Source organism: Lacrimispora sphenoides (assembly GCF_900105215.1).
Taxonomy (GTDB): Bacteria; Bacillota; Clostridia; order Lachnospirales; family Lachnospiraceae; genus Lacrimispora; species Lacrimispora sphenoides_A.
Window position 1 is genome coordinate 3,500,422 of sequence record NZ_FOIP01000001.1, and the last position, 18,129, is coordinate 3,518,550.

The window sequence follows — 18,129 nt, forward strand, 5'->3', positions numbered from 1 at the left end:
TTTGGACACAGCATATGCACCTATAACACAGGAGAAAGAAACAGAGAATTATGAATTTTTTAACGGCTTCGGGGCATTTGCCTGTGAAGGCAGGGAATATGAAATTCTGCTGGAGGGTAATAACCGGCCGCCGGCACCCTGGATTAATGTTGTCTCAAATAAAAACTTTGGATTCCAGATATCGGAGTCTGGTGCCGGATTTACCTGGAGTATCAACAGCAGGGAGAATAAGCTGACTCCATGGTCCAATGACCCAGTCAGTGACAGAGCCTCTGAGGCAATCTATATTCTGGATGAAATATCCGGTGAGGTAATGACTCCCATGTCCTTAGGAAGGTCTGACCGGGGCACTTACCGGGTAAGGCATGGCTTTGGATACAGCAGGTTCCTTCATGAGGAAGCTCTTATTAATCAGGAGCTGACTGTTTTTACTCCTTTGGATGAGTCATTAAAGCTATGGAGCCTTACGCTTACCAACCGCTCGGATAAAGTGAAATATTTAAGCCTGACCTATTATGTGGAATGGGTTTTGGGAACCCAGGGAGAGCAAACCAATCCCTATATACTGACCTCCTATAACAATGAGCATGAATGTTTATATTCAAAGAACATTTATACCATGAACTTTCAAAACACCTATTCCTACCTGTTTTCCAGTGAAACCATCATCGGTTATACCGGGGACAGGAAGGAGTTTCTGGGGCAAAAGGGCAGTGTCCGGGAGCCGCGGGGAGCGGAGGTCAAGCTATCCTGCAATACGGGGGTATGCTATGATCCCTGCGGAGCTATTCAGGTATCCGTTGCATTACAGCCGCAAGAGAGCAAGACAGTGTTGTTTGGCCTGGGGCAGAGCACCAGCCTTGAAGAGATATACAAAATCAGAAATAAGTACAGGGAAACCGCCGCTTCTGAAAAGGAGCTTGAAAGGGTGAGAACCTATTGGGACGGTTTATTAGGGACGGTTAAAGTCAAAACAAAGGACAGGGCAGTGGACATCCTGGTGAATGGCTGGCTGCTTTATCAGACGGTATCCTGCCGCATTCAGGCAAGAGCAGGCTTTTATCAGTGTGGAGGAGCCTATGGATACCGGGACCAGCTGCAGGATACCCTTTCCCTTCTCTTTGCGGATTCCAGTATTTTGCGCAGGCAAATTCTTATTGCCTGCAGCAGGCAGTTTGAAGAGGGCGATGTCCAGCACTGGTGGCATCCTCCTATGGGGATCGGTGTGAGAACGAGAATCACCGATGATTTGCTGTGGCTGCCTTATTGCACCGCTGCTTATATCCGAAGTACCGGAGATACTACAATTTTAAAAGAGCAGGTCCCTTATATCAAGGGTCCGTTGCTTAAGGAGGGGGAGCACGATATGATGTTTACCCCGGATATATCCCAAAGCTTTGAAAGTGTTTATGAACATTGCAAAAAAGCCATCGGCCGGACAAACTTCGGAGAGCATGGACTTCCTCTCATGGGGGGCGGCGACTGGAATGACGGTATGAATGAGGTAGGAATAGAGGGAAAGGGAGAGAGTGTCTGGCTGGCATGGTTTTTCTATACGGTGCTGGGGGATTTCATTCCTTTGTGCAGTCAGGAGAATGATGAGGCTTACGGCCGGGAACTGGAGCAGAAACGGGAAGGCCTGCTTCAAAGCATCGAAGAACACACCTGGGATGGGGAGTGGTATCTTCGTGCCTTTTACGACGACGGCTCGAAGCTGGGATCCAAGGAAAATGATGAGTGCCGGATCGATTCCATCAGTCAGTCCTGGAGCGTGATATCAAAGGGAGCAAAAGAGGATCGGGCAAAAACGGCAATGCAGTCGGCATGGCGTTATCTCCTAAGAGAGGAAGAGGCTATTTCCCTGCTTTTGACGCCGCCCTTTAATAAAACAAGCAAAAACCCAGGTTATATCAAAAATTACATCCCAGGTATGCGGGAAAACGGAGGCCAGTATACCCATGCGGCGGTTTGGCTGGCGATTGCCACGTCAATGCTCCGTGACTATCACATGGCACAAACTCTGTTCACCATACTTAATCCGATTCACGTGACGCAAACCAGGAAGGATGTGCTCAGGTACGAGAAGGAGCCTTATGTCATGACGGCGGATATCTCCTTAAGCCCTCCTTATACCGGAAGAGGCGGATGGAGCTGGTATACCGGATCCGCAGGCTGGATGTACCAGGGATTATTAAGCTGGTTTCTTGGCATTCGGAAAGAGGTAAATGAACTGGTCATTGATCCGGCCACGCCGGCAAGCTTCGGCGATTTTTCCATTGAGTATAAGTATGGCAGGTCTATCTATGAAATCAGAGTCGAAAGCAGAAGCAAGGGAACGCTGACAACGGAAGCAATCACTGTAGATGACAAGCTCATAAAAGGGAATAGGGTTTTGCTTGTGGATGACGGAGAAAAGCATCTGGTTATCGTATAGTACCTTGTTTTGCTGTTCCTGGGAGACAGATTCCCAAAGCAACAGGAATGGGAAATCGGAAAGGAGGTAACATGAAGACTGACAGACGATTGAATCATGCATATAAAAATGCTGATGTTGTGTATTTTGATGATAATTCAAAATATATATTTTTTAGTGATATCCACAGAGGGGATGACAGCATCTCAGATGAATTTACCAGAAATCAGAATGTTTTTTTGCATGCATTAAATTACTATTATAAAGAAGGATATGAATATATAGAAGTTGGAGATGGAGATGAGCTTTGGGAATACAAGAATTTTAGTGTTATCCGTTTAGCCCACAGCGATGTTTTTACAGTAATCAAAAAGTTTTATGATGAAGGCCGCTTTATCATGTTATATGGGAATCATAATATTTATTTAAAGTCAAAGCTATTTATCAGAGAAAATTATTATCAATATTATGATGAATACAATCAAATGCGAGTGGACTTATACAGGGGACTGAAGCCGAAGGAGGCAATCATTCTTAAACACAAGAAAACCAAACAGAAGATTTTTGTGCTTCATGGGCATCAGGGTGACATTATGAATGATCAGCTATGGCTTTTTTCCATGTTATTACTTCGATACTTTTGGAGGTATCTGCATATCGTTGGATTCGGCAATCCAACCAGCCCGGCCCGTAATTTATTTAAAAGACATAAAGTTGAGAAGGTTTATGACAGATGGATAGAAAAAAATAAAATGATGCTGATCTGTGGACATACTCACAGACCAAAGTTTCCGAAAGAAGATGACCTTCCATACTTTAATACTGGCTGCTGCACACGTACCCGTGGGATTAATGGGATTGAGATTATAAATGGCATGATACAAATGGTTGACTGGAGAATTGCTGCCAATGAAAAAGGAGAATTGCGTGTTCACAGGACAGTAGTTAGAGGACCGGTAGCCCTTGAAAAATATGATTATAAAAATAATCCTTTTTCAACTCATTATAATAACTAAAATGGAGTTGAACCCCTAAACTGTCGTAAAGGCCGGAACACTTGCTTTGATTACCGTTCAGGGGTTTTTCCAGAACTAAAGAATCTCTTGACATTAATGATAACTCTAATGTTATATTGTCTTTATCATCAATATGTTGTTATAAAAAGGAGGATATCATGAATAGAGGAATTGTTGTTACCGGTGGCTCACATGGGATAGGAAAACAGATATGCCTGGACTTTATTGAGGCGGGCGATCAAGTGTGCTTTCTTGATATAGATGAAAAGAGATCTGCTGAATTTGCAGAAGAAAATCCAAATCTGTTTTACTTTGGTGTTGTTTTTATGTGAACAAGATTTTATTACAGGGGAGACCATCACCGTGGATGGGGGAATGAATAAACGGATGATTTATCATGGAGATTGGAACTGGCATTATAACGCTGACTGAGAGAAAGGATCTTTACAAACGAAAGTACTTATACTGAAATTTAATGAAAACCGCAATCCTTTAAAAAGGACTGCGGTTTTCATTTGCAGACTAAAGTTACTTCCAATCAGAAAGCCATGACTTGTCATTTGCAATTGCATTTACGATCTCTTCCCCTGATTTGAAATTATCAAAGGTGCCTCTGTTAATTTCACTAATGGCTTTGCCCAGCAAGTTTTCATAGTACGCTTCCGGTGTTATTTCGGTTGTGGTCTGGTGGAAATGCTGCTGGGATTCAGACGAGGCTATTCGTGCATATTCGTCTTTTACTTGGGATATGAGCTTATCACGGTTCATACAATTTACTCCTTTGCATAAAAAATTAATTATTTATCATTACCGGGTTTGTGACGGCTGCCGGACTGCTTCTTAGTATTTCGGCTTTCTCCATCTAATGCGCTCTCAGCCATGGTAGGGCCACCATTGGCTTTTTTCTTACGGATTGATTTTGGGTCAAGTTGTGAATCTTTTGCCATAATTATTCTCCTTAATATTAATAAGGTTATTATCTACAGGTAAAAGGATATTATTCGCTTTCGGATTTTGTATTCGGACTTGATTCTTACTGATACAGCCAGGACTGGAGCAGCGCCTCATTGATGCATAGCAGCGTTTGTTCCAGTAGCAGGAAAGTGTGTTGGGTGAACTATTGTTTGGAGTATATAAAAACTCTATTAAAAGCGTTTAATATTTAACAAATTATACAATATGAACAATATGTTTTCTTTATGTTAATAATATTTTCATCATAATTCGTTTGTGTTATCCTCGGTTTGTGGCAAAAACAACCAAAGGAAGTGTTGGAAGGGAAGGGGATTCATAATGAATTATTTTGAAGAGAGCTTAAAATTGCATGAACGCCATGCAGGAAAAATCGAAATCAGATCTAAGGTTCCTGTAGTTACCAGAGAGGACTTAAGCCTTGCTTATACCCCTGGAGTAGCGGAGCCATGCCGGAAAATTCATGCCAATGAGGAAGATGTATATAAGTATACCTCGAAAGGAAATCTGGTCGCAGTCGTAACTGACGGAACCGCAGTGCTTGGGCTTGGAGACATCGGACCAAAAGCAGGTCTTCCGGTTATGGAAGGAAAGGCGATTTTATTTAAAGAATTTGCGGATGTCAATGCGATTCCGATTTGCCTGGATACCAAAGATACGGATGAAATTGTAACAGCAGTTAAATGGATTGCACCGGGATTTGGAGGCATCAATCTGGAGGATATTTCAGCACCAAGGTGCTTTGAGGTAGAAGAACGGTTAAAAAAAGAGCTTGATATTCCCGTGTTCCACGATGATCAGCACGGAACCGCTATTGTGGTGCTGGCAGGAATTATCAATGCGTTAAAGGTAGTGGGCAAAGATATTAGAGAAATTAAAGTTGTGGTAAACGGTGCAGGAGCAGCGGGTACCGCCATTGCTAAGCTACTGCTTGCCTGCGGCGTTTCAAAACTGATTGTCTGTGATAAAGTAGGCATTCTTTATCAGGGAATAGAAGGTGTTGACTATGCCAAGCAGGCGCTGGCGAAAATAACAAATCCGGATCAGTTAAAAGGAGATTTAAGCGATGCATTAAAGGGTGCAGATGTGTTTATCGGAGTTTCTGCTCCTGACATTGTAAGCAGGGAAATGGTAAGCTCCATGAACCAGGATGCCATCCTCTTTGCCATGGCAAATCCCACTCCTGAAATTATGCCGGAGAAGGCAAGAGAAGCAGGCGCCAGAGTCATTGGAACCGGCCGTTCGGATTTCCCAAATCAGGTAAACAATGTTCTTGCTTTTCCGGGAATCTTCAAAGGCGCATTGGAGGTAAGGGCCAGGGAAATCAATGAGGAAATGAAGCTTGCGGCAGCCTATGCCATTGCTTCCATGGTTTCCGATGAGGAGTTAAATGAGGAATGCGTCATTCCGAATGCATTGGATAAAAAGGTTTCTGAAAACGTGGCGGAAGCAGTAAAAAAGGCGGCAAGAGAGAGCGGTGCAGCCAGAATATAACAGAAGGATTCAAATTACCTGCAGCAGTCACAAAGCAGATAAGAATAGGCTTTATAAAATAGGAGGATTGAAATATGCAGATTCCAATCAAAAAAACACTGGATAAAATTCCGGGAGGAATGATGGTGGTTCCCTTGTTTTTAGGGGTTCTGGTCAACACCTTTTTCCCTCAGTTTTTGGAAATGGGAGGCTTTACCACCGCCTTATTCAGTAAAACTGCGTCCACGCCGATTTTAGCATGTTTTATGTTTCTGATCGGTTCACAGATTCATTTTAAACTGGCTCCAAAGGCAATAAAAAAGGGGGCTTTATTGATCACAGGTAAATTTATCGTAGGAGCGGGACTTGGTATTTTCGTCGGAAAGGTCTTTGGCTCTGCCGGTGTGCTTGGACTTTCCCCGTTAGCCATTCTTGCGGGATTAACCAACTGCAACGGAGGCCTTTATGCTTCACTTGCCTCACAGTATGGGGATGAGACTGATGTGGGAGCGTATGCTCTGCTGTCAATTAAGGATGGTCCGTTCTTTACCCTGGTGGCACTTGGAGCTTCTGGTCTGGCACAGGTTCCTTTTAAAGCATTGCTGGCAGTGATGATCCCCATTGTCATCGGAATGATCTTGGGAAATCTGGATTCCGATATGAGAGCTTTCTTAGGCAGCAGTAAATTACTGTTGATTCCGTTCTTTTCCTTCCCTCTGGGAGCTGGAATGAACCTGGAAACAATCGTAAAAGCAGGAGGTCCTGGTATTTTGCTTGGGATTGTGGCATCATTTACCGGTATAGGGGCATACATACTCCTTAAGCTGTTTAAAGAAGAACCCATCATCGGCCTGGCGACCGGTTCTACGGCAGGGAATGCGGTGGCAACGCCTGAGGCGGTTGCAGCAGCCGACCCGACTCTTGCCGTAGTTGCAGCCGCAGCAACTGCACAAGTAGCCGCAGCCTGCGTGGTATCGGCAATCATCTGTCCGTTTATTGTTTCCTTTGTATTTAAAAAGCTTAGACAGAATCAGTCGAATGCGGTTAAACATAATGACAGGGCTGAGGCGGCTGGATAAAAACGGTTTAAGAAACCAATAGCGAATACGATGCTCCCACGGAGGCAGACTAGAAAATAACATGTTTGCGCCCCGTGGGAGTATTCTTTTGCGTAAGAGAAAGGACATTGTGATCCGCCGGATTATTTGGTAAAATAGAGGGAGAAAGGACAACTGTGCGCTATGGAAAGAAAAAAACCAATGAAGCTGCAGACCATGCTGAGTTTATTCGTCATTGCAGTTGTTTTTGTTTCAATTGCCATCATTATTTCTTTTGTTGCTTCATGGATGACCAGGAGTATCGAAAAGGAAGCGAAGACCAATGTCATGAACGTGGCGGAGCTTGTTGCACATTCCAGCGAGGTGATCGGTGCGCTGGGAAAAAAGGATACTCTGGTAATTGCTTCTTATGTTGACATGCAGCTTAAGAATCTGGAGCTGGTGGATTATATTACAGTGGCGGATAACCAGGGAATCCGTTATTCCCATCCCAATCCTCAAATGATCGGAAAAGCGTTTGAGGGCGGAGATGAGTACCGTGTGGTGCGCCTGGGAGAGACTTATGTATCCGAAGCAACCGGAACTATGGGGAAATCCCTGCGTGCCTTTGCACCGATTTATGATGAGCACCATCAAGAGATCGGTTTTGTCTCTGTCGGTACGCTGATTGCGCGGATCGAAAAGGCGAAGCACGTGGCTGTTTTCTATATCATGTTAATCGGTTTTGGAGGGCTGTCGGCAGGAAGCGTGGGAGCCTTTCTTCTGGCGAAACATATCAAAAAGATGCTGCTGGGATTAGAGCCCGATGAGATCGCAAAGCTTTATCATGAGAAGATGGGAATACTGGATGCCATTCATGAAGGTCTGGTAGCCATTGACCAGGAAGGCCGGATCACATTGATGAACGATTCGGCGTTACAGATTCTTGGATTTAATAAAGATGAAATGAAGGATCAGGTAATTGGACGCGGTATTGAAGAGATAATCCCCAATACCCGTATGACAAATATATTAAGCACGAAACAGGCAGAATTTGATGATGAACAAAGGCTTCATGATACTTTGATTGTCACCAACCGGATTCCTATCATGAATCGGGGACAGGTGATCGGGGTCATAGCCAGCTTCCGGGACAAAACAGAGATAACCAAACTGGCGGAGGAGCTGACCGGAGTAAAAAAACTGGCCTGGTCTTTACGGGCACAGAATCATGAATTTATGAATAAGCTTCATACCATTGCCGGTCTCATACAGCTTGAGGAGTATGAAGAAGCCCTGCAGTTTATATCCGATGTTGCCAGGATAAGAACGGAAATGAGCCACATTCTCACGGATCATATCAAGGATTCAGCCGTGTCCGCTCTTCTTTTGTCCAAGTATAATAAAGCGGAGGAATGCAGAATTAAGTTAACCATAGATGAAAGCTCCAGACTGAACAAACTGCCCTGTGGCATGAATTCCCAGGATCTGGGTTCGGTCATCGGAAATCTGATCGAAAATTCACTGGATGAAGTGAAAAATGACGGGACTGGCAGGATCGATATCAAAATTGCTGAGGAGAAGCAGTTTCTTACGGTCCGGATCAAGGATAATGGAAAAGGAATCCCTCCAGAGCTTCACGAAAAGATATTTGAACAGGGCTTTTCTACCAAAGAGGGGCAGCGTGGATGCGGATTGTTCATTGTGAAAAAGATCATTGAGGAATACGGGGGATCAATTCACTTAACATCAGAAGAAGGAGCACAATGGGATATTACAATTCCTATGGAAAGGAGGGAAGAATTTGATTGGAGTCATGATTGTGGAAGATGATCCAATGGTTCTGGAAATCAACTCGAAGTTTTTAAGAAGAGTGGAAGGATTTATTCTATACAAAGGGGTATCAAATCTGGAGGAAGCAAAAAAGGCGATGCTTTCCAAAAAGCCGGATTTGATTCTGCTTGATGTGTATCTTCCCAATGAAAATGGAATGGATTTTTTAAAATGGATCCGAAGCCAGGAAATGAATGCAGATATCATTTTAATTACAGCAGATAAATCCATAGAACGAATCCAGGAGGCATTTCGGTATGGGGTGGTAGATTATCTGATTAAGCCTTTTCGCTTTGAGCGCTTTAAGGAAGCCTTACTGCAGTTTAAGGACCGGTATGACAGCTTTAAAAACAGCGAAATGATTGAGCAGAAGGATCTGGACCGGTACTTATCCGGCCAGATTGCTGCCCAGAGCGAAGCGGATTTTACCAAGGGCTTTAATAAGTACACCTATCATGCCATCTGGGAAAAAATTGAGCAGGGCAGAGAAGCGTATTATACAGCGGAAAATCTTGCAGAAATGCTGCAGATCGCAAGAGTCACGGTAAGAAGATATCTGGAGCTTATGGAAAAGGAAGAAAAGATATATAAATTAGTGGAATACGGAAAGGTTGGAAGACCGCAGCACAAATATAGAAAGATGTAATAATGTTCGGAGCAATCACAATTTGCCTGACAGGATTGTGTAAATGATATCAGGCAAATTGAGATTAAAATGATTTATAAGCTATTATTTAATATCTCTTTGGCAAGCATAGGATTGCCAAACCTTGTGAACCTAAATTCGGTAACGGTGTATCGCGGATCACCTCTGTCCGGATTAGTCTGCCATTCCGGTCAGTAAAGAAAACACTGATGGAGCCCTCATTTCCGTTGAGTACATACAAGTTATTGGAACAAATACCGCTGTCAATTGGTGCACCAGATCCATCATTCGTACTATAGGTAATATTTGTAACTCTAAGACGTCCGTTACGTTCAACTTCATACGTCGTTATTGTGTGGCCGCCAGCATTGGAAGTATAAGCAAATCGTCCGTTTTCAGATAGTGAGACCCAACAGGTAGCTGATTGAAAATTCAATACAGATGGACTAATGACTGAAAGTGTTCCGTCATGATTAATTTTGTAGGAAGATAATGCATTTATTCCAACTTCCGTAACCAGCAAGATATCATTTGTTAAGAATACAGAGCCAAAAGGTCCGGGACCGCTGGAGTTGCTGAGAATAGGGCCAGTGAGGGATCCATCTTGTTGAACGGTAAATACACTGATTAGGTTTGTGTTCTGCTCGGAAACAGCTATTTTTTTGCCGTTATAATTGATGACAATGCAGGTTGGCTTGGCATTTACTGAACTTAATGGTTTAGCAGAGCCAATGATTTCGGTAAGCATGCCGTTTTCGTCTATATGAAAACCGGTAACATTGGATGCAATACTGCTTCCATTGCCTGCATTTGCCACATAGAGAAGATTACGGTGAGTTGTCAGGCTTATTGGAAGGAAACCACCGGACGGCTTCACGTCTGCAAGAATCAAGGCTCCCGATCTGGTGATTTTGAAGCTGGAGATATTGTTGCTGCCAGCATTCACGACAAAAAGGAAATGTCCGTCATCGGATATTACAATTGATCCCTGTGAACCAAGAGGATCAACAATGGGGGTTCCTGTGCCTTGACCGCCTGTCTTGTAAGCCTTTATAAATGTAAAATCATCGTTGAATTTCTGACGAATCGCTATTATTTCATTTTCATCAGCGTTATTTGTCATAGAGTAAACGGCATATCCATGCCTGCAGTTTGTTATATCGTACATTTATTTATCACTCCTTATACGAAATATTATTAATAGGAATGTGCGTAATATGGTGTTTACGCTAATATTAATATATGCTATATTTATTTAAATGCGATTATAGACTGTCATAAGAAAGTATTTTGCTGTCAAACCTAGCATGTAATGAAACAGCATGTTGAATCTTTGCATATTGCTCACAGGATTGTTTTTTTATTATTAGAAAAAGGCAATGAGATGAATAATAAAATTAACATAAATATGTTCTATGTTGGTTTATTAAATGCGGAATATTATCTGTTTAAGGAGGATAATTTATGATTTATCTAGACTATAATGCCACGACCCCTATCGACAAAAAGGTATATCATGCCATGCTTCCCTATCTGGAGTCAGAGTTTGGAAACCCATCCAACGGTTATGAATTGGGACTGCTTGCGAAAGGTGCAGTTGAGAAGGCCAGGAAACAGGTCTCGGAATTGCTGGGTGCCAAAAGCAGCGAGATTTTATTCACAAGCTGCGGCAGTGAATCCAATAATGCCGTAATCAAGGGAGTCGCCTACACTTTTAGGAATAAGGGAAAGCATATTATTACTTCTTGCATCGAACATCCTTCCATCATGGAACCACTCTCGTTTTTAAAGAAAAACGGTTATAAAGTTACCTATCTTCCAGTAAACCGGCAAGGATCTGTGAATCCTCAGGATTTAAGAAATGCCATCTGTGAGGAAACGATTTTGGTTAGTATTATGCATTCCAATAATGAGGTTGGTACCTTGCAGCCAATCAGGGAGTTGGGGGGGATTTGCAGAGAACGAGATGTTTTGTTTCACACAGATGCATCTCAGTCCATTGGAAAGGTGGATATTAACGTTTCCCGGTTACCAGTGGATTTTCTGACTCTTGCCGGTCATAAACTCTATGCTCCAAAAGGAATTGGCGCATTGTTTATTCGTGATGGAGTTGAAATAGAATCATTTCTGCATGGCGCAAGCCAGGAGAATGGCAGGCGTGCCGGTACGGAAAATGTGCCTTATATTGTAGCTTTGGGAGAGGCAGCGGTACAGGCGAGGAACCATTTGGATCAAAATGATTTGATGCCGATAAGAGATTATTTTTATAATCAGCTAAAGGAAGTGTTCGGCAGTAATATTCACCTCAACGGTGACCCGGTTCATCGCTTGCCAAATACTCTTAATGTCAGCTTTGTGGGAGAAAATGGCGCCCAGATATTGGCGGCGCTGCCTGAACTGTGTGCCTCAACCGGCTCTGCCTGCCATTCTGGTTCAAAAACCATTTCTCCTGTTTTAGCTGCTATGGGTGTTGAAGAGGAAATTGCATTTGGTGCTGTACGCTTTAGTGTGGGCAGATATACCACTAAGCAAGAGATTGATTATGCAATGAAATTGTTAAAAGGATACGGGTTTTCCATTGCAGACTGCTGAAAAACTTCATTTATTCTGGACGGTAAGCTTGAAAACTGATATGATATTATCGGTTAGTCGTACCTAATTAAAAAAAGTAAAGGCGATGTCATATCATGAATAATAAGAATTTCACGGATTTTTTTGATCCGGAGGTGCAAAAGACAGCAAGTGAAGCAGGCTGTTCGATATACAGGATGCAAAACGAAACTGGAGAGGGTGTTATTACCCGGTATCAAATCTTACCTGGCATCGAACTGTTTTATAATGATTTTCATATGCGGGATGGGCAAAATAAGAATAAGCTTCCCCATCCAGATGTATTTGAGATCAATCACTGCAGGGAAGGCCGGTTTGAGTGCGTGTTCGGTAATGGTGATTGTCAATATGTGGGAGCCGGCGATCTTTCCATCAATCGGCTTACCAATGAAACCACATCGACCACGTTCCCGTTATCCCACTATCATGGGATTTCCATTACGATCGATTTGAATGAGGCAGCGGAAACAATGAAGCTGGTGGAACATGTACTGGGCGGGCTGCATATTGATTTACACCAGATAACAGAGCGCCTTTGCAGAAAAGATACTTGCTTTGTCCTGCGGGGGCATAGCAATATTGAACATATTTTCTCTGAGTTGTATAAGGTTACGCCCAAAATGGCAGCACGCTATTTAAAAGTGAAAGTATTAGAATTGTTCATGTTCTTAAATGATGTCCAGGTTGACGAATATCCGGAAGAACGGCGGTACTTTTCAAAAAATCAGGTTCAGGTGATCAAGAAAATGCAGAAATACATGACTTCTGACTTACAAATCCATCATACCCTGCAGGAGCTGTCAAAAAAATTCGATATTCCTCTTACATCGATGAAAGTGTGTTTTAAGGGAATTTACGGCTGTTCTATTTATTCTTATATGAAATCTTACCGTATGCAGGCAGCCAAAATTTTACTGAGGGATACAACGGCAAGCATAACAGAGATCGCCATGAAAATGGGATATGATAACCCAAGTAAGTTTTCTGAGGTTTTTAAAAAGGAATTTGGGGAACTGCCGTCCGAATTCAGAAAGACGTTGTCCAAATAGAGGGGATTTGGTCTTTTTGGAGTGGTGCAAAAAAATAGAATACGATATACTGCCAACTGTGTGGGCAGATGATTTGAGGGCGCTGCAAGGCGCTCTTTTTTCAGGGCTTTAGTTAGCCAAGCCTAACTAAAACAAAGGAGTGGACGTGCATGAAACAGGATATGAGAAAATACATCCTGGGAAAATTGATTGAGCTAATAATTACTTTGCTGTTTGTAACACTGCTATCGTTTCTCCTTATGCGGCTGTCTGCTGTAGATCCGGCTACCGCATATGCAAAACGAATGATTGGAAATCCTACACCGGAACAGATTGAAAAAATCCGGGTACAGTTAGGATTTGACAAGCCTCTGATTGTGCAGTATGGGCGCTGGGCAGCAGACCTGCTTCATTTCGATCTTGGAACCTCCCTGGCAAACGGACATGATGTCTGGACCGATATTGCAACAGCCTTTCCTAAAACCCTGGGAATCGTTTTTCTGGCTTCCGTCTTTCAAATTATTTTTATTACAGTCATAAGCTGTTCTGCTTTTTTATTGCCGTGGCAGATCCCTAAGTCGGGGGTAAGGGCCATCTGTATTTTAGGAGTATCCATTCCTTCCTTTTATTTGGCCACTGTGTATCTGGACTATTTTGCTGTCCAAAAATCGCTGATTTCTGTGGCGGGTAATACAACCTTTCTAAGCTATCTCTCGCCCGCAATTTGTATTGGTGTATTTGGTGCATCTTTTTATACACCGATGCTGATGGATGCCCTGGAGCATGAAAGCAATGAGGATTATGCGTTCTATACCCGATGCCGCGGTCTTTCAGAACGCAGGCTTTTGTTCTTTCACCTTCTTCCGCGCGCAGCGGTAGGGCTGATCCCCAATTTCCTTCAAAGCATAGGACTGGCACTGGCGAATGCAACCATAGTTGAGCAGATTTTCTCCATTCCCGGATTTGGATACTTAATAGTCAATCATGTACTGGACCGTGATACACCAATGATACACGCGGAAGTGTTCTTCCTCGCTCTGGCAATAGCCCTATGCAATATTGGGGCAGATTTGATACAGTGGGGAATCGGACGGAAAAAGGAGGTGGCGTAAATGCATATGCGAAAGATGATGCGCCTGCTTTCTATTGCGATTCCTTTCCTGATAATTGCTTTTTTCTTTATTGGATTCCTGTTTGCACAGAACGATCCAATGGATGCGGATCTTTTGAACAGGTATCAGAAACCAGGCGAGGGATATCCATTGGGGACCGATGGATTAGGCCGCTGTATATTATCGCGGATTCTCTATGGCGGCTGGACAACACTTGGAATTGTGCTTGGCGGTTCCCTGATCGTTTTTTTCACAGGAACTGTCCTTGGTATGATGACCAGCCGGGTAATTATGAAAGAGAATGCTTTCGTTGATGGCCTTATCAATGCGGTTACAGCAATTCCCCCGATTGCCTATTTGATTGTATTCATCGGTGCCTGGGGAAGCGGTGCGAGAACCACCCTGTTTGCATTGACGGTGTCTTATGTACTGCGTTACATAAAACTGGTTCGTACCCGTACTGATATGGAAATGGGAAAAGCCTATGTCATGTGCGGGATTGCAGCGGGAGCTTCTAAACTCAGAATATTGACTGTTCATATTTTCCCTAACCTGATTGCTGAGATGATCCGTTTCTTATGCCTGTCCTGCGCAGATATGATATTGGCGATTACAGGATTTTCCTTCATTGGATTGGGGCTGGGCGATAATGTGGTTGATTGGGGCAGCATGATTTTGGAGGCGCGTGGAGCGCTGGTTCTTCATCCTGCCATGATTTTGTATCCAATCGGTGCTGTGATCCTATCGACACTCTGTTTTAATATTCTGGGCAGACGATTGACGGAGAGGGGGGAGGCATGATGCTGACAGTCAGCCAATTAAGTGTAAAAGAAAAAACCGGCCGCCTTTTGCTAAATGAAGTGTCCATAAAAATAATGCCGGGGCGGGTGGTTGGGCTCACGGGACACAGCGGTTCAGGAAAAACCACATTATTGAGAAGTGTTTTCGGTATGCTCCATAGAGACTGTCAGATCAGCAGCGGTGAAATCTTATTGAATGACAAGGAGATATCCAGACTTTCACAGAAAGAGCATCGGGAACTGTGCGGAAAAACAATCTCCTATATCCCTCAGGCGCCTATGACCGCATTTGACAGCCGGCTGAAGATTGGCTGTCAAATACAAGAAACCTTCCGGAAACGGCTGAAGCTGGATAAAACGGCCGCCTCCCAGCTGGCAAAAGACATGCTTTCTTTGGTCAATTTAAAAGATACCCATAGGATTTTAAACGCGTATCCGGTAGAACTATCAGGAGGAATGCTTCAAAGGGTAGCAGCTGCGATCCTGCTTGGAATGTCGCCGGACTATATTCTTGCAGACGAACCAACGGCGGCTCTTGATGAAGAAAACCGCAATCTACTGTTAGAGGTAATGCGGACACAGATGCGGGATAAGGGGATTCTGCTAGTATCTCACGACGTGGAAGCGCTTCGGGGACTTTGCGATACCGTATATGTGCTTGGTGCCGGAACGATCATTGAGCAGGGCTCCATGGAGCAGTTGCTATCGGCGCCGAAGACAGAATGGATGAAGCATTTTTCAGGATTAAATAAAAAAGAAAGCAGGGGAGAGTGGAAGTGGGAGAAATTGTAATGCAGAAGGTAAATCAGGTTTATCATGACGATTCCCTTGGGGATTTCCATGCATTATCCGAAATTAGCCTGCGGATTGAAAAAGGTAAAAATCTGGCAATAGAAGGAGAAAGCGGTTCCGGTAAAAGCACCTTGGCAAGACTGCTGATCGGTCTTGTAAAGCCCGTTTCCGGAAAAATCCTTATGGATGGGCAAGATATTACACGTTGGAACTATGGTACATGGAAAAGCCATCGAAGAAAGATACAAGCTGTGTTTCAGGATACCTCGGGCACATTAAATCCGGCAAGATCGGCCTTTGCCAATGTTGAAGAAGCACTGGTAAATCTGACGGACTATAACAGCGGGGAGCGAAAGCAGCGTATCTGCGATTTGATGGATGCGGTTCATATGGATCACAAACTGCTTCATACCCCTGTGCGTCAGCTCTCAGGCGGTGAACAGCGCCGCCTTTCGCTGCTTCGTGCCATTGCCGTCCAGCCGGATTACTTAATTATGGACGAAGTGACAAGCGGTCTAGATTTAATTTCGGCCGATGCCGTACTAACTTTAGTGGAGAACACTGCAAAGCTTTACTGTTGCTCCTGCATCTTTATTACCCATAGCCGGAAGGAAGCTATGCGGATTTCTGACAAGATCATAATCATGCAAAAAGGCAGGATTGTGGAACAGGGTCATCGAATCAATCAATTTAAAAAAGAAAGGATATTGTAATATGAAAAACACCTGTAAGAAACTCATCTCGGCATCCTTAAGCTGCGCGTTCCTGGCGCTTTGCCTGACCGGTTGCAGCAAGAATGCCTCTGCTACCGATAACAGTCCATCAGGGGTGCCAGAGACTCAAATCTCTGATGCAGGCCCCGGCAAGGTTCTAACCATAGTTACTGCAAAAGAGTTGGATAATTTAACCACCCTGACCATGAACAAAGAAAACAACATTGCCTGCGGGCTTTTATATGAAACGCTGGTAAGCTATGAGAACGGCAACATAATACCGGCACTGGCAGAGGACTGGAGCTGGGACAAATCGAGCACCGTCCTCACCTTCCGGCTCCGTCAGGGCGTTACATTCACTGACGGAACCGCTTTTCATGCAGAAAGCGTAAAAGCGATATTGGAATTTGACAGGTCTAATCCCAATTTCAGCGGGATTAAAGGAATTCATAACATTCAGAAGGTTGAGATCGTAGATGAATATACGGTTGCCGTTCATTATGACGCGCCCTGCTTCTCTTACTTAAATGACTTTTGCTTCCAGAACGTTGCAGGCATGATGTCCCCCAATGTGTTCGAGGCGGAAAATTTTCAGACCTTTAAAGATTTTGTAGGAACAGGCCCTTATGTGCGGAAGGAAATGATATCCGGAGACTGCACCCGGTTTGTGCGGAATGAAAATTATTGGGGCGAGGCTCCATACTACGATGAGGTTGTTGTCAAATACATTCCGGAGGCATCTTCCCGTCTCCAGGCTTTGCAGACCGGCGAAGTTGATTTGATTTATGGTGCGGACTTAATTACCTATGATGATTATAATCAGGGGGTTACACTAAAGGGCATTGCAGGAGAAATCAATGAGGGCAATACCCTTACCCGGAATCTGGTGTTAAATGCAGCCGGTTCTATGCTGAATGATAGGAAGGTACGGGAAGCCGTTGCCTATGCGGTCAACAAACAAGAAATTACCCAGGGCCTTACCTACGGCTATGAGACTCCGGCGGCTGCCCTGTTCAGCAAAGGCGCGCCTTATATCGACATTGCTAATCATACCGTAAGGGAATTTGATCTGGACAAGGCCAACGCCCTTCTTAATGAAGCCGGCTGGACAATGAATAAGAATACCGGTTTCCGGGAAAAAGACGGCAAGACCCTGACACTTAACTACACCTACTGGACAGACCTTTCTCTGGCAAAGGAAATGGCTCTTGCCATAAAAGCCCAGCTAGCCAAAGCAGGTATCCATGTGGAGACCACAGGCCAGGATCAGATGACCTGGTGGACGGAGGGTGTTGCCGGAAACTATGATATTACCACTTGGAATACGGAGGGCTCTTATACGGAACCTCATAAATACCTTCAGGAATCTCTTGGAGCGGATCCCCACGCCGTCTCCCTGCAGGCGCTGGATGAATTTGAGGAATATTCTGCTGCTGTCAAGCTGTTTTCCACTACGGCTGACCCGGTGGTTGTGAAAGAGGCAATCGCTGCAGCACTTCATATTTCCAATGACAATGGAATTGATCTGCCCATTTCCTACTCTAAGGATCTGGTTTTGTATAATTCTGCTAAGGTTGCAGGATATACTTTTACCAGTGTCCCCCAGTTCTTTGATATTAACAATGTGCAGCCTGCCCGGTAAGAATGAACATCCATTGTCCAAATGGGGGAGTAACCACCTAAT

Annotated in this window: 17 protein-coding genes; 14 read left to right on the forward strand and 3 right to left on the reverse strand. The window is 43.9% G+C overall.

The window, feature by feature from the left end; translation table 11 throughout:
- The first annotated feature begins 1 nt into the window (after window position 1).
- From BMW45_RS16150 to BMW45_RS28525, 3 genes are all read left to right on the forward strand, one after another.
- A complete protein-coding gene (locus BMW45_RS16150) occupies window positions 2–2,434 on the forward strand; it encodes a glycoside hydrolase family 94 protein (protein WP_092245719.1) in 2,433 nt (810 codons plus the stop codon).
- A 71-nt stretch (window positions 2,435–2,505) separates the two neighbouring features.
- Complete coding sequence (locus BMW45_RS16155) at window positions 2,506–3,429, forward strand: metallophosphoesterase (protein ID WP_092245722.1); 924 nt, start codon at window positions 2,506–2,508, stop codon at window positions 3,427–3,429.
- A gap of 158 nt (window positions 3,430–3,587) precedes the next feature.
- Window positions 3,588–3,761, forward strand: coding sequence for an SDR family NAD(P)-dependent oxidoreductase (locus tag BMW45_RS28525; protein ID WP_242883071.1), 174 nt, complete (start codon window positions 3,588–3,590; stop codon window positions 3,759–3,761).
- A 196-nt stretch (window positions 3,762–3,957) separates the two neighbouring features.
- Here the strand turns inward: BMW45_RS28525 and BMW45_RS16165 are convergent, their stop codons facing one another.
- Window positions 3,958–4,197: a hypothetical protein gene (locus tag BMW45_RS16165; RefSeq protein ID WP_025233908.1), complete on the reverse strand. Its 240-nt coding sequence runs from the start codon at window positions 4,195–4,197 to the stop codon at window positions 3,958–3,960.
- Window positions 4,198–4,226: 29 nt separating this feature from the next.
- Window positions 4,227–4,376 (reverse strand): hypothetical protein, encoded by a 150-nt coding sequence (locus BMW45_RS27925; protein WP_166429703.1) that lies wholly within the window; start codon window positions 4,374–4,376, stop codon window positions 4,227–4,229.
- A 346-nt stretch (window positions 4,377–4,722) separates the two neighbouring features.
- Between BMW45_RS27925 and BMW45_RS16170 the strand changes: the two genes are divergently transcribed.
- The 4 genes from BMW45_RS16170 (at window position 4,723) to BMW45_RS16185 (ending at window position 9,390) form a co-directional block, all read left to right on the forward strand.
- Window positions 4,723–5,895, forward strand: a complete 1,173-nt coding sequence (locus BMW45_RS16170) for an NAD(P)-dependent malic enzyme (RefSeq protein WP_092245725.1) — start codon at window positions 4,723–4,725, stop codon at window positions 5,893–5,895.
- A gap of 74 nt (window positions 5,896–5,969) precedes the next feature.
- Window positions 5,970–6,953: a 2-keto-3-deoxygluconate permease gene (locus tag BMW45_RS16175; protein WP_025233906.1), complete on the forward strand. Its 984-nt coding sequence runs from the start codon at window positions 5,970–5,972 to the stop codon at window positions 6,951–6,953.
- Between the two features lie 162 nt (window positions 6,954–7,115).
- Window positions 7,116–8,744, forward strand: a complete 1,629-nt coding sequence (locus BMW45_RS16180; protein WP_092245727.1) for an ATP-binding protein — start codon at window positions 7,116–7,118, stop codon at window positions 8,742–8,744.
- Window positions 8,716–9,390: a response regulator gene (locus BMW45_RS16185; RefSeq protein ID WP_092245730.1), complete on the forward strand. Its 675-nt coding sequence runs from the start codon at window positions 8,716–8,718 to the stop codon at window positions 9,388–9,390. Before BMW45_RS16180 ends, BMW45_RS16185 begins: the two co-directional genes overlap by 29 nt.
- A gap of 88 nt (window positions 9,391–9,478) precedes the next feature.
- Here the strand turns inward: BMW45_RS16185 and BMW45_RS16190 are convergent, their stop codons facing one another.
- The gene (locus tag BMW45_RS16190; RefSeq protein ID WP_092245733.1) at window positions 9,479–10,558 is read right to left on the reverse strand and encodes a lactonase family protein; all 1,080 of its coding nucleotides are present in this window, start codon (window positions 10,556–10,558) and stop codon (window positions 9,479–9,481) included.
- 296 nt (window positions 10,559–10,854) lie between these two features.
- Here BMW45_RS16190 and BMW45_RS16195 point away from each other — a divergent pair, with 296 nt between their 5' ends.
- From BMW45_RS16195 to BMW45_RS16225, 7 genes are all read left to right on the forward strand, one after another.
- On the forward strand, window positions 10,855–11,982 hold the full coding sequence (locus tag BMW45_RS16195) for a cysteine desulfurase family protein (protein WP_092245736.1): 1,128 nt from the start codon (window positions 10,855–10,857) through the stop codon (window positions 11,980–11,982).
- A 95-nt stretch (window positions 11,983–12,077) separates the two neighbouring features.
- The gene (locus BMW45_RS16200) at window positions 12,078–13,049 is read left to right on the forward strand and encodes a helix-turn-helix domain-containing protein (protein WP_092245739.1); all 972 of its coding nucleotides are present in this window, start codon (window positions 12,078–12,080) and stop codon (window positions 13,047–13,049) included.
- Between the two features lie 149 nt (window positions 13,050–13,198).
- Window positions 13,199–14,140, forward strand: a complete 942-nt coding sequence (locus tag BMW45_RS16205) for an ABC transporter permease (protein ID WP_092245742.1) — start codon at window positions 13,199–13,201, stop codon at window positions 14,138–14,140.
- A complete protein-coding gene (locus BMW45_RS16210) occupies window positions 14,141–14,941 on the forward strand; it encodes an ABC transporter permease (RefSeq protein ID WP_092245746.1) in 801 nt (266 codons plus the stop codon).
- A complete protein-coding gene (locus BMW45_RS16215; RefSeq protein ID WP_242883072.1) occupies window positions 14,938–15,732 on the forward strand; it encodes an ATP-binding cassette domain-containing protein in 795 nt (264 codons plus the stop codon). Before BMW45_RS16210 ends, BMW45_RS16215 begins: the two co-directional genes overlap by 4 nt.
- The gene (locus BMW45_RS16220; protein ID WP_242883073.1) at window positions 15,732–16,445 is read left to right on the forward strand and encodes an ATP-binding cassette domain-containing protein; all 714 of its coding nucleotides are present in this window, start codon (window positions 15,732–15,734) and stop codon (window positions 16,443–16,445) included. Before BMW45_RS16215 ends, BMW45_RS16220 begins: the two co-directional genes overlap by 1 nt.
- 1 nt (window position 16,446) lies before the next feature.
- Window positions 16,447–18,087: a nickel ABC transporter substrate-binding protein gene (locus BMW45_RS16225; protein ID WP_092245752.1), complete on the forward strand. Its 1,641-nt coding sequence runs from the start codon at window positions 16,447–16,449 to the stop codon at window positions 18,085–18,087.
- Window positions 18,088–18,129 lie beyond the last annotated feature (42 nt).